Below are 25088 nucleotides of genomic sequence, written 5' to 3' on the forward strand. Positions count from 1 at the left end.
TGTTAGTTGCTGACCTTATTCTTCCTTGCAGTTTTTATCGAGGTTACGGTAATAGCAACGAGTTGGTTAGCCTCGATCAGTAGTTCTCCTACTTCTTTTTTGCCGAGAATTCCTGTTTCAACTAAAAGGTCGAGCCAATAGCCTGACTCATCTGCTTCTTCTTCGACGATCCCCATCTTTGCAATAAACTCAGCCGCAGATCTAGCTCGACATGCAGCTCGGTAGTTTGCCCCAACTGAAGTTCCACAACGAAGTAATTGTCGCCCACTTACGTCGGCAGTTCTACTTCTTGGTAACTTTTCTACAAGCTGAATAATCTACAGCGCGAAAGCCCTCGTGCGTTTCTGCATCTCGCTGGCATTCATCATCCCCTTCTATCTATTTTTTTCATTGTCTTCCCAATCCGCAATCCGCAATCGCCGATCCGCAATTGTTTACACGATCTTCTCACTCGGCGTGGCAATCTTGCGCATCGGCTCGTACCGCGCAGATGGAACTCGTAAGGGATACGGAGTATCACTGTCATCCCAGTGGGGATCTTCGAGACCATCGAACACTTCCCGCAAGCGCTGGCCCCAGGTGCTACGGATCATGTGAAAGTACGGGTTGCTGTCATCAATGCAGACGACCTGATCACTGCGCAATTCCCCTTCACGGTAGACGAGCAGGTCGAGTGGCAAGCCTACAGTAAGGTTCGATTTCAGCGTCGAATCCATCGACACCAGAGCACACTTGGCGGCTGTGTCCAACGGAGTGCTCGGTGCGATCAGCCGATCAAGGACCGGCTTGCCATACTTCGATTCGCCAATCTGAAAGAAACAGGTCTCACGTGTCGCTTCGATAAAATTGCCCGCCGAATAGACGAGGAACATGCGCATGGCCTCGCCTTTGATCTGGCCGCCGATGATCAGTGAAGCGTTAAATTCAATACCAGCGGTCTGCAGCGCCTCACCATCATCGTGCTGCACCCGCCGCACGGTGGCACCGAGCACACGCGCAACGTCAAACATGTTGGTCGCATTCCAGATCGTCAGCGGTTCTGTTTCAGAACCACGCGAGAGCGCCTCGACTTGTAGCAATTCGCGTATCGACTGCGACACTGACAGATTGCCAGCCGACAGCATGACGATGAAACGGTCACCTGGCTTCTCGTAGATCATCATCTTCCGAAACGTGCTGATCTGATCCAAGCCCGCGTTCGTACGCGAGTCAGACAGGAAGACCATCCCAGCATTCACGCGGATGCCAATGCAATAGGTCATAGCGAACAATACCTCTGCTCCAAGATTGGCAGTCTGGAGCTTTTCCCATACAGCGGATTGCCGTTACCGTGCCGTAGTTATTGCCCTCACCCGTACTCGCTGCGCTCGCACTGCCCTCTCCCTGGCAGGGAGAGGGATAGGGTGAGGGTCGAGTGCTGGGAACCGGGGAAGGGACAATCGCAATTGCTCTCTTCGTTAATCTACTCACATCTGCCGTTGATTTTGCGACCCCACCGTAACAGCTCCGCCGATCGGTTGCAAAGCAAAGAAGGTCGCGAAGATGCTATCGCCAACCAGATTGAGCTTGGTCTGAAAGGCATCGAGGAATTCGTGGAGGCCAGTACGCATGATGTTCTCAACTCGGGCATACGCTAACTCCGCTCGTAGTTGGCCAAGAAGCTGTTCAGCCGGATTACAAAAGGCGCCGATCGGTGTACTCGACACCGCATGGAGTGACTCGTCTGCTTTGGTCAGACAGTAATGGAGTGAGCGGGGAAATTCGCGATCAAGCAAAAGGAACTCAGCGATGCGATCTGGGCTCAAATCATGATAGCGCTTGCGATACATTTCCAACGCGCTCATCGAACGTAACACTGCCGCCCACTGAATGTCATCGAACGGTGTCCCGACATCAGCAACCGACGGCAGCAAAAGAAAGTACTTCACATCAACCATACGTGAGGTTTTATCCGCTCGCTCTAACAATTGCCCCATACGGCAGAAATGCCAGCCTTCGCCATGTGACATGGTTGCATTCGTCAGCCCTTCAAACAGATGGCTGGCCATCCGTACCTCGCGGAAGAACTCGTATGGCGCTTCCCGCACGCGCGTGATCGCCTCAGGGTCGCGCATCATCAGGTAAAACATATTCACCTGTTCCCACATCGACGAGGAAATGATTTCTCGCACCGAGCGGGCATTCTCACGCGCCGCGCGCAGGCACGACAAGATTGAGTTCGGGTTCTCACGATCAAACGTCAAAAATTGCACGACGTTTTCTCGGGTCGCTTCCTTATGCCGTTCGGCAAACAGCTCATCATCACCAGTGGTAATGACCAATGGCTTCCATTGCTCGCTCGCCCCCTCAGGCAAATCTAACATCAAGTGCAGGTTGACATCAATGAAGCGGGCGACATTCTCGGCCCGTTCAATGTAGCGACTCAGCCAGTAGAGACTATCAGCAACACGCGATAACATAGATTCCTCAGTTGTACAGTACCCAGGTATCTTTACTGCCCCCACCTTGGGAGGAATTCACCACCAGTGATCCCTTTCTGAGCGCGACGCGCGTCAGCCCACCAGGGAGCACATAAATATCCGAGCCATAGAGAATGTACGGTCGCAGATCGACGTGTCGCCCCTCGAAATGGTCATCGACAATCACCGGCACGCGCGATAACGACAAGGTCGGCTGGGCAATATAATTGCGGGGATTGGCACGGATCAGTTCAGCAAACTGCGCACGGGCGTCAGGAGTAGAGTGCGGACCGACTAACATACCATAGCCACCAGATTCGTTGGCGGCTTTGACCACCAGCTTGTCGAGGTGCTCCAGCACATACGTCCGTTCTTTGTCGTCCCAACAGACATACGTCGGCACATTAGGAATGATACTCTCTTCACCAAGATAGTACTTAATGATCTTGGGAACGTAGGCGTACATCACTTTATCATCGGCAATGCCCGTTCCTGGCGCATTGGCTAAGGCAACGCGCCCAGCTTTGTATACCTCCATCAATCCAGGCACACCCAGCATCGAGTCAGGTCGGAACGTCAGCGGATCAAGAAAATCATCATCAATGCGACGATACAAAACATCAACTTGTTGCAAGCCTTTGGTCGTGCGCATTTTCACTAGACCATCCGATACAACCAGGTCGCGACCTTCAACGAGTTCCACACCCATTTGTTGGGCTAAGAACGAGTGCTCGAAGTACGCCGAGTTGTAAATGCCAGGACTGAGCACAGCTACTGTTGGCGACTGGAGGTAGTCAGCCGCTAGGGCTTGCAGCATCGTCAGCAAGTGACTGGGGTAATCGTCCACTGGGCGAACACGAGAAGCTCCGAACACCTGCGGAAACGTGCGCTTGAGAATCTGCCGACTCTCCAACACGTATGACACCCCAGACGGACAGCGCAGGTTATCCTCCAACACATACATCTGCCCATCACGATCACGCACCAGATCAGTCCCAGTAATATGGCACCAGACCCCTCGTGGTGGCTGGAGTCCAATACAGGCCTGGCGGAACGACCGGGCGGAATAGACGATCTCCTCAGGAATGATTTTATCCTTGAGTACTTTCTGCTCGTGATAAATGTCGTTGATGAACAGATTCAGCGCATAGACGCGCTGCTTGAGGCCACGCTCCAGGCGTTCCCATTCTGCCGCCTCGATAATGCGCGGCACGATATCAAAGGGAAAGATACGTTCTGTCCCGGAATTATCTCCGTAGACATTGAAGGTGATCCCCCGGTGCAACAGCGCACGTTCAGCCGCTTGCTGCCGCTGTATCAACTCGCCCTTAGTGAGGGAATCAATACGCTGTTGGAGCAGACGTGCCCCAGCCCGAGGTTGGCCGTTCTCTGCAAACATTTCGTCATAAAAATCCCCAGTGTCGTACCCGGCAAACGTGACCATAACGACTCCCTCTGTGTAAACCGCAAAATCCCAAAAGGAGAACGCATAGATCGTACCAACAGCAATTCGGAGCGTGCGGTGGAACGATCACCTGTTGCTATGACCAAAAGCTAAGAAAAACCAGGGCCTTCAGCAAGAGTCCCCCTGCAGAGCTCATTAATGCGCGTTGATCCCGCTTAAATCTTCACCACAGAGTGCCGCGTCTTTATGCAGGTGGCGTAGCGTAGGCCCATCGCACGTGACCACTTGTGAACAAAAACAGTGGGCCTCAAATTGCTACGATCTCGCAGCACAACATTACGTTTTTCCAACCAGGTTGTTGTCGGTTGATAACGCCTTGAATTACCAGGAGCTTTTTCGGGGGATGATGCCAGCGCAACCATTATCGACAGAAGACTGCCCAGAGAAACAGCAGGATTGCATACAGGGTTGTTGCTTGAGCAACACTGCGTGGACTTGTGTAAATTTTCAATCTGGAGTCGAGGATGAAAGATTCATTCATTCCGGTGATCCGGCACGGTATTGATTGGCTCGCGCGTGGATTCGCGAAGCTGCAACAACAACGACTTTCGCGGACTGAAGAACTGCGACAATGGACGGCTGAACTAGAACACACCAATTCAAAGCTGGCACAGGAGGTCTACGAACGCAAACGCGCAGAAAAAGACCTGCGTGCCGCTGAAGCGAAATATCGCAGCATTTTCGAACACGCGGTCGATGGTATCTTTCAAACTACGCCAGAAGGCCAATATCTCAGCGTTAATCCAGCTCTGGCTTCGATTTATGGCTATGAAACACCAGAAGAACTGATGGCGAGTTTGACCGACATTAGCGGGCAATTATATGTCGATCCATCACGGCGCGAGGAATTTACCCGCCTTCTGCACGCGCAGAATACGGTGACTGGCTTTGAATCTCGGGTCTATCGGCGCGACGGCAAGGTGATCTGGATCACGGAAACTGCCCGCGCGGTTCGTGATGCCAGCGGCATCCTTCTCTATTACGAAGGCATTGTCGAAGACATCACCGAGCGGAAACACGCTGAGGAAGAGCTGCACAAAGCAAAGCTCGCGGCTGAGGAAGCGACCAAAGCCAAGAGTGAATTTCTCGCTAACATGAGCCATGAGTTGCGTACGCCGTTGAATGGCATCATTGGCATGACCGACTTAGCCCTCGATACCCACCTGACATCAGAGCAACGTGAATATCTCACCATTGTCAAAGACTCCTCGCTGTCGTTATTGGATTTGGTCAACGACATTCTTGATTTCTCCAAGATTGAAGCAGGAAAACTCACGCTTGATCCGGTCAATTTCTCCTTGCGCGACGACCTGGCGATGGCGATCAAAGCGCTAACGCTGCGCGCCCAGAACCAAGGGTTGAAACTCGACTGTCATATTGCCCCGGATGTGCCAGAGACATTGTTCGGTGATCCAGGACGTTTGCGTCAGGTTGTGGTCAACCTGGTCAGCAACGCCATTAAGTTTACCCACGCCGGTGAAGTAACGATAAACGTCTCAGTAGAGTGGCAACTCAAGGATGAGCTGTGTTTGCATTTCGCTGTCACCGATACTGGCATAGGCATCGCCCCAGAGAAGCAGAAGCTGATTTTCGATCCCTTCACGCAAGCTGACGGTTCGACCACCCGAGAGTTTGGTGGTACTGGATTGGGATTAGCAATCTACTCACAACTTGTCGCGATGATGGGCGGAACGATCTGGGTCGAAAGTGCAATCAACCAGGGCAGTACATTTCATTTCACCGCGTGTCTTGGTGTGCGTGATGGTGAGACATCACAACCTGTACAAGTGACAGCAAAACCCAGCATAGCTTCCCAGCCACTGCATATTCTCGTAGTCGAAGACAACCCGGTCAATCAACGCCTGGCGGTCTTGTTACTGAAAAAACGTGGCCACTCCGTCGTTGTCGCCAACAACGGCAAGGAAGCACTGGCCATGCTGGCGAAAGAGACCTTTGCTTTGGTGTTGATGGATGTGCAGATGCCGGTAATGGATGGCTTCGCAACGACGAAGGCGATTCGCCAGCAGGAAGAATCGACCAACAAGCACTTGCCGATTGTCGCACTCACGGCGCATGCGATGCGTGGCGACCAAGAGCGCTGCCTGGCTGCAGGCATGGATGCGTATCTCTCCAAACCGTTGCAAGCGCACCAACTGTTTGCCGTGATTGAGCGATTGTGTTCGTACACTGGTACGTATCAAGGAGATGAGGAGGGCAGTAGGCATGAGGCGACACGCGAGCTGTCGGAAGTTGTCTTTGACCAAGACACAGCTCTCGCGCATGTTGAAGGAGATCACGCACTGTTACGAGAAGTTGTCGGCTTGTTTTTAGTCGAATCACCAGAATTGTTGGCCGCCATGCGCGACTCGATTGCCCGAGGTGACGGACAGATGCTTCAACAAATCGCACATTCCATGAAAGGTGCAGTCAGTAGCTTTGGCGCGTATGCCGCATGTGAGGCCGTACTCAAGTTAGAAGCGCTCGGGCAAGAGGGGAATCTGGGGCAAGCCGAAATAGCATGCGCGGAGCTGGATCGTGAGATCGCTCATCTTACACGGGCATTGGCAGAGTATCGGGAGGCAGTAGAAGCATGAGAAGTTTAGGCAATACCACACGAAATTCCCTCTCCCACCGGGAGAGGGCTAGGGTGAGGGGATAAGAAATTGCGGATTGACGAATGCGAATTGTGGATTAGGGCAGCGACGATCGAGCCTGTCATTTTTCTTATTCCGCAATCGACAATCCACAATCGACAATTAGGGCCCCCTCATCCTGACCTTCTCCCTGAGGGAGAAGGAACCTAATGGCGTACCTGCTAGCAAGTGCGGATCTAACTGCGTCTCATCAACCCATGAATAAAACGCAACTTCTCCTTGACTCCAGGCGAAACCACCTCCGGCGCGACATCCATAGTGCCTTTACTACGATTCAACTCATTGAGCGCAACCCCGAGTTCCTGATAGCGCGTGACCATCGCCTCAAGATCGTGTAGTGGGAGTTGCTCCCTGGCAATGTTCACGTGATAGGCCGTATCGAGCAGGCTGACGATATCGACGTAAACCGCAAAGGTTTCAGCAAAATCTTCCCACGGATGCATAGTTGCGTAGGCGCTCACGAAGTGTGACTGCCAATGGTTAGGCGGTGGCGCGTTGTAATACCTATTGGCCGCGTCCTGATAGCTGGGATTCAGCGGATCACCGAAAATCTGGGCAAAGGCGACATCGCGTTGGTATTTGACCAGCACCTCCCAATAATAATGGCCAATCTCATGGCGAAAATGGCCAAGCAAGGTGCGCTGGGCTTCGCCAAAGGCGACTCTTAATCGTTCGCGTTCGACGTCATCCGCCTCACGAATGTTAATAGTGATGACGCCATTCACATGGCCAGTGTAGACCTCTTCTTTGATGCCGATCGACTGCCAATGTTCGTTGGCCAGCATAATATCTGCCTTGAAGTCAAAGTACAGCGGCGGCCACACGCCGTGGATCTCATTGCTGTAAGGGAGCTGGAGCAGATCTAAGTCATACAACAAGCGACGCTTCGCGACCTCTAAGCGGTACCACTTCTCCCGATTTCCAGGCACGCTCAAGTCAGGAATCGTCCGCGTCAACCGGCAACGCTCACACAACGGAGCCGCTCCAGAAGAGCTGGCGTCTTGCCCTGCACCAGAGACGCACCAGTTGCAGATATTGTACGTGACATAGTTGTAACACTTCACAAGTGGTGCTGCACATGTCGGATTGCCGCAGGAAAAACTATTGGTGGCGGTCGGAAGCAATGGAACAAGAAGGCGACATACCGGACAAAATCCAACGTCGCGACTGCATCGCAAACAGAAGCTGTTGTCGAAGAACAAGGGGTTATCGCAAAGGCAGCGAAAGGTACGCATGGACAAACTCTCGTGCAAAAGGGAGTTGGCTATATTTTTATTCTGCTACTCGATCAATTTACTTTGTGGCGTGTGTTTCTTTTTTTTACTCCTCTCCCGCCAATATGCCTTCAAGATCGCGTCCGCCGTACAGAACACGCTCTATCAAGAGAGACGCTTGCCCTACCCTGTAGAAAATCAAATATCTCTCAAATCCCTTCACGCGCCAGATCCGTAAATTTTGTAAGAGGGGGTGCGTTGTCTCATACTTACGTCCAGCCTCTGGATGCTCGGCCAGGAACGTAAACGCCTTGCGGATATCCCGAACAAACCGTAGCGCTGTCGCTGGCTGCTGCTCCTGGAGATACGTCACGATCTCAGCCATGTCGGTCTCTGCGGCTCGCTCGATCTGGACACGCAAGGTCACGGTTTTTCACGCTTACGTTTGCGCGGAGGTGTCGACTTTCCTCGGGCTAACGTTTCTAGTCGTGCCCAGAAATCTGGGGTGACATCTCGATAGTCACCACGTTCCACCGCTTCCAGTAGCTTCGCTTCGAGTCGTTGTCGAGCAGCATGCTCTTGATCGGCACGAATGAGCGCCCGGACATATTCACTGACAGTATGAAATCCTTGCGAGACTACTCGCTTCTTGACAAAGGCTTCCAGTGTACGTGGGATCGGAACGCTGAGAATTTTAGCATCAGTCAATTCGGTTGGCATGGTTCAAGCATAACAAAGATATGAATTATTCACAATAAATCATAACGCGTGTTTCAAAGGCGAACACCTGACGTCCTACGACCGAGTAACAACACCCTCAACCCGCGTCACCGCCACATTCACTTGCAACTCATGCTGCACCCCACCAAGGATGGTGCCTTTAAGAGGCGTGACGTCACTGTAGTCACGCCCCCAGGCGACGACGATATGCTGATCAGCAGGAATGAGATTGTTGGTCGGATCAAAATCGACCCAGCCAAGTTCAGGGCAGTACACCGACACCCAGGCATGCGATGCAGTGGCACCGATCAGTTCCTTTTGTCCCTCTGGTGGACGGGTCTCTAAATAGCCACTGGCATAGCGTGCAGCGAAGCCAAGTGAGCGTAGGCAGGCGATGGCAAAATGGGCGAAGTCCTGACAGACACCGCGCTTATGCGCTAACACATCACGCACTGGTGTCGCCACCGTGGTAAAACCTGCGTCATAGGTAAACTCAGTAAAAATCCGCTGCATGAGATCGTGCACGGCGGACAAAAACGGGCGATGCGAGGGAAACGACTCAACTGCGTAGCGAACAAATTCAGCATCGCTACGAATCAGCGGAGAATCAAGCTGAAACTGTCGCGCGTCTAAGACATCACGGCTGGTTTCGCCATGCAGGGACTTCTGCGCCTCTTCCCATGTTGGCGAGTGTTCAAGCTGCGGAGGCGTCAGTGGCAAGAGTTCGACTTCACTGTGCGCCGTCACTTGTAACACCGTATGTGACTGTTCAATGGAAAAATACGCGACGCGATTACCAAAGGCATCGTTGCGCTCGTGATAGACCTTAGGTTGTGGCGCCACGTCAATCCCAGCGTCAATGCAGCGCTGGCTCGTCAAGCTGCGCGGAAACAGGCGCGCTTCGTTGTGACAGAGCGAGATTGCCTCACTATACTGATACCGCGTGGTGTGGTTCACCCGATAACGCATCACTGTATGTCCACAAGCTGATGTGGCAGTTCGCTCTGACGAAAATAACTTTCCGTGATCGCATCAGACAGCGAACGCAGTAACTGTCCAAGGCGTGTCAGGAGTTGATCCAACCCTTCGCGCTCTTCCTTCCCCTCAGGCACGGTTAAGAGGGGATCGACTTCTGCCAGACGTAGCAGGGTGAGGGTTTCGAGCACCAGTCGTTCTTCACGACTGCGTTGCGACAAAATAGTTTTCTGCGGCAGTGAGGTCACGTGCTCTTGCAAGCGCACAATTTGATACACCACCGAACGTGGCGCGCCTTCGTCTAACAACAGCAGATCGAGTACTGGCGCGACTTGCGGCGCCGCACGATAGCGCCGTCGATACGTCACTACGTTATCGGTCATGGTCAACAGCGTTTCCCATAAGGTAGTCTCGGAATCCTCAACCGCAAAACAAACCGGACGCAGTAAGCCGAGACCAAACGTCGCTCGTTCTAGACGGCGACCCATATCGAGAAAGCGCCAGCCATAGCCGCGATTCATCCGTTCAGTGGTTAAGCCTGTCAGCGCAGCCAGTCCGAAGATCACTTGCTCTAACCCCGTCATCGCTCCGCTCACATATTGCGGTGGCTCAGCAAACACATGAGCGAGGTTGTTCACCACACGCCAGCAATCATCAGAAAGACGATCGCGCACGGAACGGGCCGCCAGAGTCAAATTTTGCAGCGTATATTGGATGCTCCCAGGTCGACGCCCGTTGTGAATAATATCGAGCAATTCCTCTTCCGGATCAGCCAGACGTTTGTCTGCACCCTCGCCGATGAAACCCGGATAGGTCGTGGTCACATGCGTCAACATGCGCAGCAAGATCGGTAAGAGCGCATCATCAGGAAACGTACTGGCTTCAACCACGCGCTGAAAAATAGCGCGCAGGATCCGCGCGGTCCCTTCTGCGCGTTCTGCATAGCGACCTAACCAAAAGAGATTATCGGCAACCCGACCAGGCACCTCCCCGCGCGAGCGGCTGACATCAACGGTAGCCGATGTCGGTAACAAACTGATCTCACGCTCTGGCTCTGACGCCAGGATCCATGTGTCTTTGCTAATGCCACCTTGCTGATTCGAGACAATCCAGCTCCCCGCACTGGGAGCAACACGCGTCAGCCCCCCAGGCATGGCGACATACGCATCGTTGTAAGCAGTCAAGAAGGCACGCAGCACCATTGCCCGTGGCGCTAATGCCTGCTCGGACAGGACTGGCGTGGTCGATAGCGCCACGCGCTCTTGGCCAACAAACAAATGTGGCTTGGCGTTGATCTGTTCAGCCAGGCGTTGGCGTTCTGCTGAGCTCACGTATTCACCAAAGACCGCCGCGGTAGTGGCATGCGGAAAAATCGGCTTAATCACCAGCCGCTGCAGATTTTCTAAAACGTATGTTCGCTCCTTTTCGCTCCCACACCACCAGGTCGCCACTGACGGTAAACGCAAGTCTTGCCCTAACAAATGACGTGACAGACTAGGCAGAAACGCCATCAGCGCAGGGTTCTCTAGCACACCGCTCCCCAAGGGGTTCACGATGGCCACATGCCCGAGGCGTGTGGCCTGCAGCAACCCCGGTACACCCAACAAGGAATCGGCACGGAGTTCTAGAGGATCACAGAAGGTGTCGTCGACACGACGTAAGATCACATCGACCGGCTGTAGTCCGTCAACCGTACTGAGCCACACGCGACCATCACGAACCGTGAGGTCACCACCTTGCACCAACAGGAACCCGAGATAGTTCGCGAGATAGGCATGCTCAAAGTAGGCCTCGTTTCCTGGCCCAGGAGTTAACAAGACGATGCGCGGATTGTCTCGCCGTTGTGGAGCCAGCTCACCAAGCGTCGTGCGCAGCGCACGGAAAAAGAGTGCGAGTCGATGTACGTGCGAGTCACGGTAGAGGCTCGGAATCACGCGCGACAAGACAATGCGGTTTTCCAGCGCATAGCCAGAACCAGAAGGCGCTTGCGTACGATCACCCATGACCCAGATGCTGCCATCTGGTGCACGGCCAAGGTCGGCAGCGTACAACGGTAAATAAGAATTTCCTGCGGGTCGCACGCCACTGCACGGCAAGAGAAAGCCTGGATGAGCATAGACGATTTCTGGCGGCAATAAGCCACGCGCGATCAACGTGCGGGGACCATACAAGTCCGCCAGAATGAGGTTGAGCAATTCGGCACGCTGGATCAGCCCCCGTTCGATCGTGCTCCATTCCTGACTCGTCACCAGCAGCGGGACAAGATCAAATTCCCACGGACGAGTCATGCCGCGCGGGTCGTCATAGACAGTGTACGTAACACCATTCTCTCGGAGCAGACGTTGAGCCTCAACCTGGCGACGGAGGAGTTCCTGGGTACCGAGCTTCTCCATGGACTGCATCAGATAATCCCAGTGTGGGCGCACTTCACCGGTCATGGAGGACATCTCATCATAGGAACTCATCAATGGAGTGTACCTCGACAGGCCGGCAGCATGCCCGTTACTCTGCGACAGATCAGCACTCATAGTGATACCGCAGATCGAGGGTATGCGGAAACTCGCCGTGCGGTTCCGCTGCTGGCGGCTGCATTGGCCCAGGTGTATGTCCGTGTGGCCAGAAACGGGCTAAGCGTCGTGCCTCGGCTTCGTTGGCATTGACGGGAAAGGTCACATAATTGCGACCACCAGGGTGTGCGACGTGGTAAGTACAACCACCAAGCGAATGTCCAATCCATGAGTCAACGATATCAAAGACCAGCGGACTATGCACTGGCAGGGTTGGATGCAAGCCAGACGGCAATTGCCACGCTTTGTAGCGCACGCCAGCGACATATTCTCCATGCGTGCCAGTTGCTCGCAGTGGTATACGCCGTCCGTTACATGTCACAATATGTCGTGTACCAGTCATGCCGGTCACTTTCACTTGCAGCCGCTCCAGTGACGAATCGACATAACGAGTTGTTCCACCAGCACCAGCCTCTTCGCCAAGCACGTGCCACGGTTCAACCGCCATGCGCAACTCTAGACGCATATCTTGTACTTGAATCTCGCCATAGTGAGGAAAGCGAAACTCAAAGAACGGCGCGAACCATTCGAGCGCAATAGGATAGCCAGCCTGTTGCATCTCGTTGACGACCGCGCGCAGATCTTGCCAGAGAAAATGCGGCAGCATGAAGCGATCCTGCAGAGCCGTCCCCCAACGAACAAGTGGATGCTGATACGGTGTCTGCCAGAAACGTGTGACTATCGCACGCACCAGCAGCATCTGTACGACGCTCATCCGTACATGCGGTGGCATCTCAAACGCACGCATTTCCACCAGCCCTAAACGCCCGCTGGAGGTTTCTGGTGAATAGAGTTTATCAATACAGAACTCCGCGCGATGAGTGTTGCCGGTCACGTCAACCAATAAATTGCGGAACAAGCGATCGACTAACCACGGTGCCAGCGCTTCGCCGCGTGGAGTTTGGCGAAAGGCGAGTTCGAGTTCGTACAGACTTTCATGACGGGCTTCGTCGACACGCGGTGCTTGACTGGTAGGCCCAATGAACAAACCGGAAAAGAAATACGAGAGACTGGGATGATGCTGCCAATAGGTCAGCAGACTTTGCAATAAATCTGGCCGTCGTAAAAACGGACTATCGGCCGGAGTCGCCCCACCTAACGTCATGTGATTGCCACCACCAGTGCCAGTGTGGCGTCCATCGATCATGAATTTCTCTGTACCTAGGCGCGACAAGCGTGCTTCTTCGTGCAGAACTGTCATGTGTTCAACGACTTCCGTCCACGTATGTGCGGAATGAATATTGACCTCAATGACACCTGGGTCGGGAGTGACAGAAAAGTGCTTCAGTCGCCAATCTGCTGGCGGAGGATAGCTTTCAAGAAAGACCGGACAGTTTAGCTCTGCTGCGGTGGATTCAATCGACGAGGTCAGGTCAAGGTAATGCTCCAAGAAACGTAGCGGTGGGAGGAAGATATATAAGCGGCCATCACGCGGTTCGACACACAGGGCGGTGCGCACGGTTTGATTGACATCCTTCTCGGTGCGGGTCTCCAGTACTTGCTCGTGAATGCCGTCATGATGAACGAAATCAGCACGTGAGAAGATGGCGTAGCGTCGTGCGACCTCACCGTGAATATCTTGTAAGGCAGTCCGCGGTGCAAAGGGGGAATGCTCAGGTTCAAGATCGCGTGTTGATGGCTCCGCCCACGGTAAGGAATCCAATGGCAAGCGATAGCCCATGGGCGAATCACCAGGTAACAAGAAGAGATGCTCACGACGAAACGTCCACGCCTTACTGTGCCAACTACCATCACGCGCTTCGCCCTGCCATTTGAGCGGCAAAACATATCCCACAACCTCACCTAACCCGCGGTGCAAAATCGTCGCGAGACGACGACGTTCGGCAGCATCAGCCACGTCATATTGGAGAGGATCGATATTGTCCGGTAGCGTCCCCTCTTTCCACAGATAGTATGCGACATCTTCGTAGCCAGGCAGCGCGTACGCTGGCGGCACTCCAAGACGCTGGGCTAACGCACGGACAAACTGCTGGGCCTGTTTGACAGTAAACGTAGATTTCGTACTTTCCTCGGCCAGCAGCGTCGGATTACGCCACACCGGTTCACCATCCTCACGCCAGAAGCAGTATAACGCCCAGCGCGGTAGGGGTTCGCCCGGATACCATTTCCCTTGCCCATGGTGCAGCACACCGCCCGGCGCAAAGCGATCCTTCAGCCGCTGCAACAGTGCCGTAGCCAGTTGGCGTTTATGCGGACCAAGCGCTGCAGTGGTCCATTCCGCGCCGTCCATATCGTCGATAGAAACGAAGGTCGGTTCGCCACCCATTGTGAGACGCACGTCACCCTCGGTGAGTTCATCATCTACAGCATGTCCAAGCGCGACAATATCCTGCCACTGCTGTTCCGTATACGGTTTGGTCACACGCGGAGCTTCGTGCAAACGCGTGAGCTGCATATCAAAGTGAAACTGCACTTCACACTCATCAGTTGCTCCAGTCACAGGTGCTGCACTAATTGGGTCCGGCGTACAGGCTAACGGAAGGTGACCTTCTCCGGCGAACAATCCTGAGGTGGGATCGAGCCCCAGCCAGCACCAGGAACGAACACCTCAGCCCAGGCATGCAAATCGGTAAAGTCAGCAACTGCACCAGCAGGGCCATCGAGTGGCTTCATATCCGGTTGCAATTGAATCAAATAGCCAGAGACAAAGCGGGCCGCGAACCCGAGGTGACGCAGGATCTGCACCAGCAGCCAGCCAGAATCGCGACACGACCCTTTGCGCAGTGACAACGTTTCCTCACAGGTTTGCACGCCTGGTTCCATGCGAATGATGTATTCGATCTCCTGTTGCAAACGATCATTGAGGGCAACCAAAAATCCTACTGTGGACTGCGGAGACCGATCGACGCTGACAATCCACTCCATCAGTCTTGGCCCGCGCTCTTTAATCTCCAAGTACGGCCCCAACTCTTTTTCCAGTTGCGGCTCGTACTGAAAAGGCACACGCTCGGCATACTGGGCAAGGAAAAAATCGAAGGGATTAATCACCGTCATCTCAGCCACCAGGTCAACCTCGATGGTGAATGCGCGCGTCTTCTCAGGAAAGACAAAATGGGCAAGAAAATTTCCGAACGGGTCTTGCTGCCAATTGATGAAGTGCTGGGCTGGAGTAACCTGCAAAGAATAGGCAGTAACCGGCGTACGACAATGCGGCGCCGGGCGCAGACGAACCAGATGCGGGGAGAGCGCAACCAGTCGATCGTAACGGTACTGAGTCACGTGATGCAATGCGACGTGGATTGCCATAGTCGGTTTTCCTTCCCAGTAATCTTTACAGTACGGACACTATGAAGCGTGGCATACGTACGCAAGATATGTTCCGTGACCTCTCTCTATTCTTGCTGTCATCTTTTCCCCTTTTCGCTGTTGTCTCGTTCCGATCCCGTAAGGTCCTGCCTGTTGTTCGGGCACAGGTGTTGCTGTGACAGCAGGATGGTGGCAGTTTCAACAACCAACACGAGTCGATTACTTTTGGGGGTTCCTACACTGAGTTTCCTCTTTTCGTCATGCCCGCGCAGGCGGGCATCCAGGATCCTCAAGTAGAAGCCGGTAGTTATCTCCCCTGGATTCCCGCTTTCGCGGGAATGACGCTCCCTAGTCTCCTCTCGTCTTCACCTAGAGAAGGTATCTCTGTTGTACTTTTCCATCGCAACAGATGGCACCCCATTTGCTCACCCTTCAGCCAGTGCATGGGACATAGCCATCTGCAAGAGCAAGACAGAGCGCTATCGAGGGAGGCTCACGCATGAACGGTTCTTTAGCAACAGCGTATCCTGAGTATCTGTACCAAATTGCGCGGTTGTTGCGTGATCCTGCGTATCGTGGTGATAACGGACTTCCCAAAGGCAACGGACAAGCGGTGTTATTGATTCCAGGTTTTCTCGCTGGCGATTGGAGTCTCACTCGCATGGCTGGATGGCTTGGTCGCCTCGGCTATCGCACCTACTTCTCAGGCATCGACTGGAACGTCGATTGTCCCAATGCTACTGCCATGAAACTGCAATGGCGCTTAGAGCAGTTGACCAACGAAACCGAAGGGCCACTCGCCGTCATTGGTCATAGTCTCGGTGGGTTGCTGGCACGTTTCCTGGGGGTGAATTTCCCCACCGCCGTGTGTCAGGTTATTGCGCTTGGCTCTCCATTCAACATGAGCAATCCAGACCACGTGCATCCTGCGGTTCAGTCGGCTTTTCAACTGCTTGCCCCACTCCGTCAGCGTGGTAACAGCGAGTTCCGTTCGTGTGGCAGCACCAACTGTACCTGTCATTTTGCCACCACGGCTTTTGATACCCTTCCGACAGCAGTAGCGATGACCTCAATCTATTCCACGGAAGATGAGGTCATCGCGTGGCAAGCCTCGGAAATCACCGACGGCAGCAATATCAGCGTCACTGGGGGTCATCTCAGCTTGATCGTCAATCGTGATGTATACCGAGCAGTGGCAGAAACGTTGGCAAAGCATTGAAACGATGAATGATGAATGATGAACGATGAACGGAAAGCCAGGGAAAAGAAAGGCAAAGATACTCAACTGTCCGCTTTCTTCCGCCGCAGCGAGACAACCTTTCCTTTGGTCTTCGGCGGGGAGCTCGCTGAGGCAACCTCTTCTTGAATAATCTGCTCAGCCGTCAGCCAATCATCAAAATCCTGTCCATGGCTTCTGCCACGCTGTTCGTACAACTCGTAGGCCTTGCGAGCAATCTGGTCGGTTAACACTTCGGTGTTCTGGGGTTGAGCTTCGACTGCTTTCGATTTACGCATTGTTGCCTCCATGCTGCTAAAAGAGGAAATAGCGTTGCGCGAGCGGCAAGACTGCGATTGGTTCGCAGGTGAGAATCTGTCCATCCGCTTTTACCGTATGCGTTTCCGGGTCGACCTCAATCTGCGGCAAAGCCTGATTATGCACGAGGTCCGCTTTACTGATCGTTCGGCAGCCTTCAACTGGCACAATCGTTTTTGCCAAGCCTAATCGCTGGCCAATACCACTTGTCGCTGCGGCTTGTGAAACAAAACTCAATGAGAGTGATGTTCGTGCACGGCCATAATGACCAAACATCGGTCGACCAAAGACCGGCTGTGGCGTCGGAATTGACGCGTTGGGATCACCCATCGCCGCCCAGGCAATAAACCCACCTTTGAGAATCAGGTCAGGTTTGACACCAAAGAACGCGGGACTCCACAAGACCAGATCCGCAAGTTTACCGATCTCGATCGATCCAACATGCGCGGCAACACCATGAGTGAGAGCAGGGTTGATTGTGTATTTGGCGATGTAGCGTTTCACGCGGAAGTTGTCGTTCTCGCCGTGCTCTTCTGTGAGTCGTCCACGCTGGACGCGCATCTTGTGCGCGGTCTGCCAGGTACGCAGAATCACTTCGCCGACGCGACCCATCGCTTGTGAGTCCGATGACATCATGCTGATGGCACCAAGATCGTGGAGAATATCCTCTGCCGCAATCGTCGAGGGTCGAATACGAGATTCGGCGAAGGCAACATCTTCAGGTACGCCTGGATCGAGGTGATGACAGACCATGAGCATGTCGAGATGTTCGTCAATCGTATTGACCGTAAACGGGCGAGTTGGGTTGGTAGACGAGGGCAGCACATTCGGCAGTCCACACACTTTGATAATGTCCGGTGCATGACCACCGCCCGCACCCTCAGTGTGATAGGTGTGAATTGTTCGCCCTTTGATCGCAGCGATAGTAGCTTCGACAAAACCAGCTTCGTTGATCGTGTCGGTGTGAATCGCAACTTGCACGTCATATTCGTCAGCTACCGAAAGCGCACAATCAATCGCTGCTGGCGTCGAGCCCCAGTCTTCATGCAGCTTGAGGCCAATCGCGCCTGCTTCAATTTGCTCACGCAACGCCTCTGGTCGCGAAGCATTGCCTTTGCCGAGAAACCCGAAGTTGAGCGGATACGCTTCCACCGCTTCTAACATGCGCGCCAGGTTCCATGGTCCCGGCGTACAAGTCGTGGCATTGGTGCCGGTTGCGGGGCCTGTACCACCACCAATCATGGTGGTAATGCCCGACGCCAACGCTTCGGTAATCTGCTGCGGACAAATAAAGTGAATATGCGAGTCTACCCCACCAGCAGTGAGGATCTTGCCTTCGCCAGCGAGAATCTCGGTCCCTGGGCCTATGATCAACTCCGGCGTGACCCCATCCATCAGCAATGGATTCCCAGCTTTGCCAATGCCACAGATGCGTCCGTTCTTAATGCCAACATCGGCTTTGACAACGCCCCAATGATCAATAACGACGACGTTAGTAATGACGAGATCCGGCGTTCCCTGGGCAGAGGTATGAACCGCTGATTGACCCATGCCATCGCGAATGACTTTACCGCCACCAAATTTGACTTCATCGCCATAAACCGTGAAATCTTTTTCGATCTGAATGAGCAAGTCAGTATCAGCGAGACGCAGACGATCACCGACAGTGGGGCCAAACATTTCGGCATATTGGCGACGAGGGATTTCGCGGCTCATACATTCTCCTCATAGGTAACACGCTTCAAAAATTCCCTCTCCCTCAGGGAGAGGGCTAGAGCCTGCCCGTACTTGATACGGGGGTGAGGGGATAAGGAATTGCGGATTGACGAATGCGAATTGCGGATTAAGGGAACAACGATCGAACCTGTCACTTTTCTTGTTCCGCAATCGACAATCGACAATTAAGACCCCCTCATCCTGACCTTCTCCCTGAGGGAGAAGGAACCCTCTATCGCAGCTTCCACCTTTTCCCCTTTTCGCCCTTGACCCTCATTGTAGTTATCGTATCGGTTGATGCACGCTGACCAACTTCGTGCCATCAGGAAATGTCCCTTCGACCTGCACTAACTCGATCATATCAGCGACCCCTTCCATCACATCGGCTCGGGTCAGAATGGTCGCGCCGTAGGACATCAGTTCAGCCACCGACTTGCCGTCTCGTATGCCTTCGAGAATTTCAGCCGTGATCAGTGCCATGGCTTCGGGATAATTGAGCTTGAGTCCACGCGCACGACGGTCACGGGCGACCATGGCTGCGACATAGATCATCAACTTTTCTTGTTCATGAGGTGTTAAATGCATAATCATCACACCGAGAGATGTTTCCGAATGACTTCATCCGTCAGTTGAGTCATGTCACCTGAGGCGACAATGGAACCTTTTTCCATAATGGCAAAAGCATCAGCCAGTCGTCGTGCAAAGGGAAGCTTCTGTTCAACCAGGAGCACGGAGAGTTTCTGCTCGCGGTTCAGTCGCTGGATAATATCGCCGATCTCATGGACGATATTTGGTTGTATCCCTTCGGTCGGTTCATCAAGAATCAACAGTTGCGGTTTGGTCACCAGTGCACGACCGATCGCCAGTTGTTGTTGTTGACCACCTGAGAGATCGCCGCCACGTCGACCGAGCATCTGTTGCAACACGGGAAACCACGTGAAGATTTCCGCGGGAATATCACGCCCTTTGTCTGAACGCGCACCCAAGCCGATACGTAAATTTTCTTCGACCGTGAGTTGTGGGAAGATTTCACGTCCTTGTGGCACGTATGCAATACCGGAACGCACGCGGCTTTCTGTCGGACGCTTGGCGAACTCCTGATTGCGAAAGGAAATATTGCCACGCTCAATCGGCAGCAACCCCATAATCGCCTTGAGGAGCGTGGATTTGCCGACACCATTACGTCCCATCACACATACACAGGCGCCTTCGGGAACCTGCAAGGAGACATCCCACAGGATGTGACTTTCTCCGTAGTACTGATTGAGACCGGAAATCTGCAGCATTGTGTCTTCGCCTTTATGCCCCCAGATACACTTCGATGACCTGTGGGTTATTCTGAATGGCCTCCATCGTTCCTTCGGCCAACACGCGACCTTCATGCAGCACGGTAACCTTGCGCGCTAAACGACGGACGAATTCCATATCGTGCTCGACCACCACGACCGTATGCTTTCCCGCCAGTGAGAGGAGCAATTCCGCCGTCCGTTCGGTTTCGTGTGGCGTCATGCCTGCCACCGGTTCATCAACCAACAATAGTTGTGGCTCTTGGATCAACAACATGCCAAGTTCCAACCACTGCTTTTGACCATGTGACAACAATCCGGCACGAGTATGGATCTGTTCAGTTAAGCCAATGGTTGCCAGGGTCGCGTCGATACGACTGCGTTGCTCGCCCGTGAGGCGCGCTACCAAACTGTGCCACAGCCCCTTCGTAGTTTGCATGGCAAGCTCAAGGTTCTCGAAGACTGTGTGTCCTTGGAACACCGTGGGCCGCTGGAACTTGCGGCCAATACCAGCCTGGGCGATTTCGTACTCAGCCATCTGCGTAAGGTCTAATGTATTGCCGAAGAAAACCGTGCCCGCGTCTGGTCGCGTTTTGCCGGTAATGACATCCATGAGTGTGGTTTTCCCGGCGCCATTGGGACCGATGAGGCAGCGCAACTCACCTGTATCGAGGTATAAATTGAGGTCGTTGAGTGCTTTGAACCCATCAAAGCTGACGGTGAGATGTTCAATATAGAGAATGACGCCATGCGAAGCGTCGACTACCCCAGGGTGCAGCACGTGCGCGCCGGTCGCGCTACCCTCGATATGTCGCTCTGGTGTGTTCATCTCCCTCATGCCTTTGCTGGTCGGCTCCATACACGCGCGAGGCTGACCACGCCTCCAGGAAGAAATAACGTCACCACCACAAAGAGCCCGCCGAGAATGTAGAGCCACAAGTCAGGAAACGCGCCGGTGCACCAACTCTTGGTGCCACTGACCAGGAACGCGCCCATGACGGCGCCAATCAGCGTGCCACGCCCACCGACAGCGACCCAGATCGCCATCTCCACTGAGTTCGCCGGTTGCATCTCGCTGGGATTGATAATGCCGACTTGCGGAACATACAGCGCGCCAGCGAGCCCACAGACCGCAGCCGATACCACCCACAGAAACAACTTGTAACTACGCGGATCGTACCCGCAGAACATCACGCGACTCTCGGCATCGCGAATAGCCATCGAGATCCGCCCTAGCTTGGACACCACCAGATAACGACACAATAGATAGACAAGCGTCAGTGCTGCAACCGAAGCAATGTAGAGTCCGAGCTTTGTCGAGGGTTCCTGGAGGGAGAATCCGATGATACGCTTGAAGTCAGTCAAGCCATTGTTGCCACCAAAGCCAGTGTTGTTGCGAAAGAAGAGCAGCATCAGCGCATAGGTCAGCGCTTGCGTGATGATAGAAAAGTAGACACCGCGAATGCGCGAGCGGAAGGCAAAGTAGCCAAACACGTACGCCAGTAACACAGGAACAAACAGTGCCATGAAACAGGCAAAGCCAAAGTTGCTAAAGCCGTACCAGTACCACGGCAGCTCTTTCCAATCGAGAAAGACCATGAAGTCAGGCAACTCGCTGCGATACACGCCTTCGCCAGCCATCGCCCGCATCAAGTGCATGCCCATGGCATAGCCACCCAAGGCAAAGAATACACCGTGACCAAGACTGAGAATGCCTGCATATCCCCAGATCAAATCCATGGCGAGCGCGACTATGGCATAACAGGCAAACTTCCCTAGGAGCGGGATGAGGTAATCAGGAACGTGTATAGCCGACTCACTCGCAGGCAGACGGTTCAACAATGGAATGCCGATCAGGGAGATTCCAACGAGCACCCCAAGGACAAGCCACTCGCGGCGTGAATGGACAGTGAGCGCGGCCTCTCGTATGGAACTACGCCCTGTCGTTGCGAACGCTTGTTTTTGTGCCAGGCTTATCTCACCAGACACACCCCTCACTGAAGAATCGCTCACGCTAGCCCTCCGCCATGCGGCCCTTGAGCGCAAAGAGCCCTTGTGGACGCCGCTGGATAAACAACACGATGAAAATAAGTACGCCGATTTTGCCTAACACCGCGCCCGCCATTGGTTCTAACAGTTTGTTGATCAGCCCGAGCCCAAGTCCGCCCAGTACCGTTCCGGCAATGTTGCCGACACCACCTAGCACGACCACCATGAATGAATCAATGATGTACGACTGCCCGAGTTCTGGTCCGACGTTGCCAATCTGCGACAAGGCCACGCCACCGAGACCAGCAAGCCCCGACCCCAAGCCAAAGGTCCACATATCGATGCGTGCCGTGGCAACGCCCATGCATGCGGCCATTGAGCGATTTTGTGTCACCGCGCGGACGTACAGACCCAACCGCGTCCTCTGTAATAACAACCAGACCGCTATCACCACCAAGACGACGAACATGATAATGGCAAGGCGACTGTACGGCAGCACGATGCCATAGAGCACTTCGACTCCACCCGAGAGCCAGGACGGATTGGCAACCTCGACATTCTGCGCGCCAAAGAGCAGGCGCACACTCTGAATGAGCACTAAGCTGATACCCCAGGTCGCGAGTAAAGTTTCTAATGGTCGCCCGTACAAGAAACGAATCACACTTCGTTCCATCAACATACCGACCGCTGCACACACCAGAAAAGCAGCCGGAATCGCCGCCAGGAGATAATAGTCAAACGACGTCGGCACGTACGCTTGAAACACGCGTTGACTGACGTAGGTCACATAGGCGCCAATCATGAGCATCTCGCCATGCGCCATGTTGATAACACCCATCAACCCGAAAGTGATAGCTAGCCCTAATGCGGCGAGTAACAGGATGCTGCCGAGACTCAACCCGTAGAACAAATTTCCGACTGTACTAATCCAGAATTGCGAGCGTTCAAAGCTCGCAAGGGTATCGGTAACTGCTTGGCGAACCGCCGCATCAGGCTCAGTAAACGAACCATCATCACGTTTCCCTAACAACGCTTCAAGTTGTGACTTCAAGCCCAAATTTCCCGCTGCGCGGATCATAGCGATCGCTTCCAGACGAACCTTCGGCTCTGGACTCGATAGTTGCATCTGCGCCAGCGCCACTTCGAGAATAGTGCGTACGCGGGTGTCAGTTTCTTTTGCCAATGCGGTACGGATCGGCTCGATCGCTTCAGGACGAGGGCGCTTATTCAGCTCTTCGGCTGCGGCAAGACGCACCGCAGGATCCGCAGACTGCAATTGTAGCTGGGCGATAACCGGTAACAACGTACGCCGGATCATGTTGCTTACAACTGGCGTACGCAATTGATCGATAGCAACCGTTGCAGCAGCCCCACTCACCGCTTCTCGTACGCTGGCGCCATCTTCACTAACGATATACAGAGTTCCACTTTCATCAACCCGTAGACGACGATCACGAAAGGCTTCTAACACAGGAAGTGAAGAAACCTCATTTCGTAATCCAATCTCAGCAAGGGTGTGTTCTACCTCAGCTAGGCTAGTTGCTGCCAGGCCTTGGAGTGGTGATGGCGAGTCATCAGCACGAGCGGGTGTGGCTGGAGACGTTATGCTACACAGTGTCCAGAAGGAAAAGAGGAACAGGACAAAAAAATGGGTCATAGGAAAACTACGAGTGCGCTAAAGTGGTTGCCCTCATGAAAATTGACAAGCAAGATCGGTGACCTCTCTTTTATCCCTCACTCTGTCCCTCTCCCGGTGGGAGAGGGAACCTGAATCTGCAGAGCAGACTCTTCCCGAATTTGTTTGTCAAAATTCATTAGGGGTGGCCACGTGGGGTCGCCCCTACCCATACGGCCAGATTTAGAGGAAGGTGGGCGGTGCCCACTCTACGAAGGTGCAGACACCCAACCCTCTACCCCCCAACCTCTATCTCTAATCAGTTCTTATACTTCGGCTCAGTGCAGTTCCCGCACACCCACGGATAGGTCCAGTTCGCTACTTTCTTCGCGCTATCTGGAATAAACGGGCTCCACGCCTGCGCTTTGATTGGTCCTGGGGTTTTCCACACCACCTGGAACTGTCCGTTTTCCTGTACTTCACCGATAAGCACCGGCTTATGCAGATGATGATTCTCTGCATCCATCTGAATCTCAAAACCCGAGGGTGCCTTCACCTTCTGATAGCCGATTGCTTGGCGGACCGCACTGATGTCTGTCGTGCCCGCTTGTTTCACAGCTTGTGCCCACATCTTGATGCCAATGTAGGTTGCTTCCATTGGATCGTTGGTCACGCGCTTATCACCACCTGGCAGATTATGTTTCTTGACGTAAGCCTTCCACTTAGCAATGAAGTCTTTGTTTTCTGGCGTGTCGATCGACATGAAGTAGTTCCATGCGGCCAAGTGACCAACCAGTGGTTTGGTATCAATTCCCCGCAACTCTTCCTCACCAACTGAGAATGCTACGACCGGAATATCCTCAGCCTTCAGCCCTTGGTTTGCCAGCTCTTTATAGAACGGGACGTTAGAATCTCCGTTGATGGTGGAAATCACCGCCGTGCGCTTGCCAGTGGCGAACTTCTTAATGTCAGCCACGATAGTTTGATAATCACTGTGACCAAACGGCGTGTATTGCTCCATGATGTCGGCTTCAGCAACTTTCTTCGATGTCAGAAAATAGCGAAGAATCTTGTTGGTTGTCCGTGGATACACGTAATCGGTGCCCAATAACACAAAACGTTTGGCTCCACCGCCCTGATCACTCATCAGATATTCGACTGCGGGAATCGCTTGCTGATTCGGCGCTGCACCGGTGTAGAACACGTTGTACGACGATTCTTCACCTTCGTACTGCACAGGATAGAAGAGCAGGCCATTCAGCTCTTCAAACACTGGCAGCACGGACTTGCGCGAAACCGAGGTCCAACAGCCAAAGACAACTGCGACCTTCTCCTTCTGAATCAATTCCCGCGCTTTCTCGGCAAACAGCGGCCAGTTCGAGGCTGGGTCAACCACCACCGGTTCAATTTTCCGCCCCAACACCCCACCCTTCTCGTTCAACTCTTCAATCGCCATCAACGCCACGTCTTTCAAGGACGTTTCACTAATCGCCATGGTTCCACTCAACGAGTGGAGAATGCCAACTTTGATCGGCGGCCCATCGGCTTCCGCCATGCCAAGGGCCCAGAGCAATATTCCCACCACTGCTATTACCCGCATAAATCCACGCCATGTCACGCCACGGAC

18 protein-coding genes and 2 pseudogenes are annotated in these 25088 nt (G+C 53.6%); 2 read left to right on the forward strand and 18 right to left on the reverse strand.

All coding sequences use genetic code 11. From position 1 onward, the window contains the following. Positions 1 to 2: 2 nt before the first annotated feature. From FJ147_01645 to FJ147_01660, 4 genes and pseudogenes are all read right to left on the reverse strand, one after another. A pseudogene (locus FJ147_01645) lies at positions 3 to 365 on the reverse strand (four helix bundle protein). A gap of 69 nt (positions 366 to 434) precedes the next feature. Continuing rightward, complete coding sequence (locus tag FJ147_01650) at positions 435 to 1262, reverse strand: peptidase (GenBank protein ID MBM4254582.1); 828 nt, start codon at positions 1260 to 1262, stop codon at positions 435 to 437. 204 nt (positions 1263 to 1466) lie between these two features. Beyond that, entirely contained in the window at positions 1467 to 2459 is a 993-nt protein-coding gene (locus FJ147_01655) for an alpha-E domain-containing protein (GenBank protein MBM4254583.1), read from the reverse strand. Between the two features lie 7 nt (positions 2460 to 2466). Continuing rightward, a complete protein-coding gene (locus FJ147_01660) occupies positions 2467 to 3903 on the reverse strand; it encodes a circularly permuted type 2 ATP-grasp protein (GenBank protein MBM4254584.1) in 1437 nt (478 codons plus the stop codon). 485 nt (positions 3904 to 4388) lie between these two features. On the opposite strand from FJ147_01660, the gene FJ147_01665 reads away from it, so the two are divergent. Next, positions 4389 to 6518, forward strand: coding sequence for a response regulator (locus FJ147_01665; GenBank protein MBM4254585.1), 2130 nt, complete (start codon positions 4389 to 4391; stop codon positions 6516 to 6518). A gap of 236 nt (positions 6519 to 6754) precedes the next feature. On the opposite strand, the gene FJ147_01670 is transcribed toward FJ147_01665, so the two are convergent. The 6 genes and pseudogenes from FJ147_01670 to FJ147_01695 form a co-directional block, all read right to left on the reverse strand. Continuing rightward, positions 6755 to 7813 (reverse strand): hypothetical protein, encoded by a 1059-nt coding sequence (locus FJ147_01670; GenBank protein MBM4254586.1) that lies wholly within the window; start codon positions 7811 to 7813, stop codon positions 6755 to 6757. Between the two features lie 85 nt (positions 7814 to 7898). Then, complete coding sequence (locus tag FJ147_01675) at positions 7899 to 8219, reverse strand: type II toxin-antitoxin system RelE/ParE family toxin (protein ID MBM4254587.1); 321 nt, start codon at positions 8217 to 8219, stop codon at positions 7899 to 7901. Next, the gene (locus FJ147_01680; protein ID MBM4254588.1) at positions 8216 to 8512 is read right to left on the reverse strand and encodes a hypothetical protein; all 297 of its coding nucleotides are present in this window, start codon (positions 8510 to 8512) and stop codon (positions 8216 to 8218) included. The genes FJ147_01675 and FJ147_01680 overlap by 4 nt, the downstream gene beginning before the upstream one ends. A 75-nt stretch (positions 8513 to 8587) precedes the next feature. After that, positions 8588 to 9481, reverse strand: a complete 894-nt coding sequence (locus FJ147_01685; GenBank protein ID MBM4254589.1) for a transglutaminase family protein — start codon at positions 9479 to 9481, stop codon at positions 8588 to 8590. Then, complete coding sequence (locus FJ147_01690; protein ID MBM4254590.1) at positions 9481 to 11952, reverse strand: hypothetical protein; 2472 nt, start codon at positions 11950 to 11952, stop codon at positions 9481 to 9483. Before FJ147_01690 ends, FJ147_01685 begins: the two co-directional genes overlap by 1 nt. A 52-nt stretch (positions 11953 to 12004) precedes the next feature. Further along, positions 12005 to 15321 (reverse strand): annotated as a pseudogene (locus FJ147_01695) (transglutaminase family protein). Positions 15322 to 15820: 499 nt separating this feature from the next. Here FJ147_01695 and FJ147_01700 point away from each other — a divergent pair. Beyond that, positions 15821 to 16540 carry a hypothetical protein gene (locus tag FJ147_01700; GenBank protein MBM4254591.1) on the forward strand — a complete coding sequence of 240 codons (720 nt, stop codon included), beginning with the start codon at positions 15821 to 15823 and terminating at the stop codon, positions 16538 to 16540. 62 nt (positions 16541 to 16602) lie between these two features. Here the strand turns inward: FJ147_01700 and FJ147_01705 are convergent, their stop codons facing one another. The 8 genes from FJ147_01705 to urtA form a co-directional block, all read right to left on the reverse strand. Further along, positions 16603 to 16920: a DUF2934 domain-containing protein gene (locus FJ147_01705; protein MBM4254592.1), complete on the reverse strand. Its 318-nt coding sequence runs from the start codon at positions 16918 to 16920 to the stop codon at positions 16603 to 16605. Continuing rightward, the gene (ureC, locus tag FJ147_01710; protein ID MBM4254593.1) at positions 16853 to 18571 is read right to left on the reverse strand and encodes an urease subunit alpha; all 1719 of its coding nucleotides are present in this window, start codon (positions 18569 to 18571) and stop codon (positions 16853 to 16855) included. The genes FJ147_01705 and ureC overlap by 68 nt, the downstream gene beginning before the upstream one ends. 282 nt (positions 18572 to 18853) lie before the next feature. After that, positions 18854 to 19156, reverse strand: a complete 303-nt coding sequence (locus tag FJ147_01715) for an urease subunit gamma (GenBank protein ID MBM4254594.1) — start codon at positions 19154 to 19156, stop codon at positions 18854 to 18856. A gap of 5 nt (positions 19157 to 19161) precedes the next feature. Then, the gene (urtE, locus tag FJ147_01720; protein MBM4254595.1) at positions 19162 to 19857 is read right to left on the reverse strand and encodes an urea ABC transporter ATP-binding subunit UrtE; all 696 of its coding nucleotides are present in this window, start codon (positions 19855 to 19857) and stop codon (positions 19162 to 19164) included. A gap of 13 nt (positions 19858 to 19870) precedes the next feature. Continuing rightward, the gene (gene urtD / locus FJ147_01725) at positions 19871 to 20695 is read right to left on the reverse strand and encodes an urea ABC transporter ATP-binding protein UrtD (protein ID MBM4254596.1); all 825 of its coding nucleotides are present in this window, start codon (positions 20693 to 20695) and stop codon (positions 19871 to 19873) included. Further along, a complete protein-coding gene (gene urtC, locus FJ147_01730; protein ID MBM4254597.1) occupies positions 20692 to 21786 on the reverse strand; it encodes an urea ABC transporter permease subunit UrtC in 1095 nt (364 codons plus the stop codon). The genes urtD and urtC overlap by 4 nt, the downstream gene beginning before the upstream one ends. Before the next feature lie 85 nt (positions 21787 to 21871). Beyond that, entirely contained in the window at positions 21872 to 23503 is a 1632-nt protein-coding gene (gene urtB / locus FJ147_01735; GenBank protein MBM4254598.1) for an urea ABC transporter permease subunit UrtB, read from the reverse strand. Between the two features lie 277 nt (positions 23504 to 23780). After that, on the reverse strand, positions 23781 to 25061 hold the full coding sequence (urtA, locus tag FJ147_01740; GenBank protein ID MBM4254599.1) for an urea ABC transporter substrate-binding protein: 1281 nt from the start codon (positions 25059 to 25061) through the stop codon (positions 23781 to 23783). Between the last annotated feature and the right edge of the window lie 27 nt (positions 25062 to 25088).

This window comes from Deltaproteobacteria bacterium (assembly GCA_016874775.1).
Lineage (GTDB): Bacteria > Desulfobacterota > Binatia > Bin18 > Bin18 > VGTJ01.

What these genes read in the sequence shown, in the direction of transcription:
- FJ147_01650 (MBM4254582.1), bottom strand. Translation starts at nt 1,262, where the DNA reads ATGACCTATTGCATTGGCATCCGCGTGAATGCTGGGATGGTCTTCCTG.
- FJ147_01670 (MBM4254586.1), bottom strand. Translation starts at nt 7,813, where the DNA reads ATGCGTACCTTTCGCTGCCTTTGCGATAACCCCTTGTTCTTCGACAAC.
- FJ147_01660 (MBM4254584.1), bottom strand. Translation starts at nt 3,903, where the DNA reads ATGGTCACGTTTGCCGGGTACGACACTGGGGATTTTTATGACGAAATG.
- urtA (MBM4254599.1), bottom strand. Translation starts at nt 25,061, where the DNA reads ATGCGGGTAATAGCAGTGGTGGGAATATTGCTCTGGGCCCTTGGCATG.
- FJ147_01690 (MBM4254590.1), bottom strand. Translation starts at nt 11,952, where the DNA reads ATGAGTTCCTATGATGAGATGTCCTCCATGACCGGTGAAGTGCGCCCA.
- ureC (MBM4254593.1), bottom strand. Translation starts at nt 18,571, where the DNA reads ATGAGCCGCGAAATCCCTCGTCGCCAATATGCCGAAATGTTTGGCCCC.
- FJ147_01655 (MBM4254583.1), bottom strand. Translation starts at nt 2,459, where the DNA reads ATGTTATCGCGTGTTGCTGATAGTCTCTACTGGCTGAGTCGCTACATT.
- urtD (MBM4254596.1), bottom strand. Translation starts at nt 20,695, where the DNA reads ATGAGGGAGATGAACACACCAGAGCGACATATCGAGGGTAGCGCGACC.
- FJ147_01715 (MBM4254594.1), bottom strand. Translation starts at nt 19,156, where the DNA reads ATGCATTTAACACCTCATGAACAAGAAAAGTTGATGATCTATGTCGCA.
- FJ147_01705 (MBM4254592.1), bottom strand. Translation starts at nt 16,920, where the DNA reads ATGGACAGATTCTCACCTGCGAACCAATCGCAGTCTTGCCGCTCGCGC.
- FJ147_01700 (MBM4254591.1), top strand. Translation starts at nt 15,821, where the DNA reads ATGAACGGTTCTTTAGCAACAGCGTATCCTGAGTATCTGTACCAAATT.
- urtE (MBM4254595.1), bottom strand. Translation starts at nt 19,857, where the DNA reads ATGCTGCAGATTTCCGGTCTCAATCAGTACTACGGAGAAAGTCACATC.
- urtB (MBM4254598.1), bottom strand. Translation starts at nt 23,503, where the DNA reads ATGACCCATTTTTTTGTCCTGTTCCTCTTTTCCTTCTGGACACTGTGT.
- FJ147_01665 (MBM4254585.1), top strand. Translation starts at nt 4,389, where the DNA reads ATGAAAGATTCATTCATTCCGGTGATCCGGCACGGTATTGATTGGCTC.
- FJ147_01680 (MBM4254588.1), bottom strand. Translation starts at nt 8,512, where the DNA reads ATGCCAACCGAATTGACTGATGCTAAAATTCTCAGCGTTCCGATCCCA.
- FJ147_01685 (MBM4254589.1), bottom strand. Translation starts at nt 9,481, where the DNA reads ATGCGTTATCGGGTGAACCACACCACGCGGTATCAGTATAGTGAGGCA.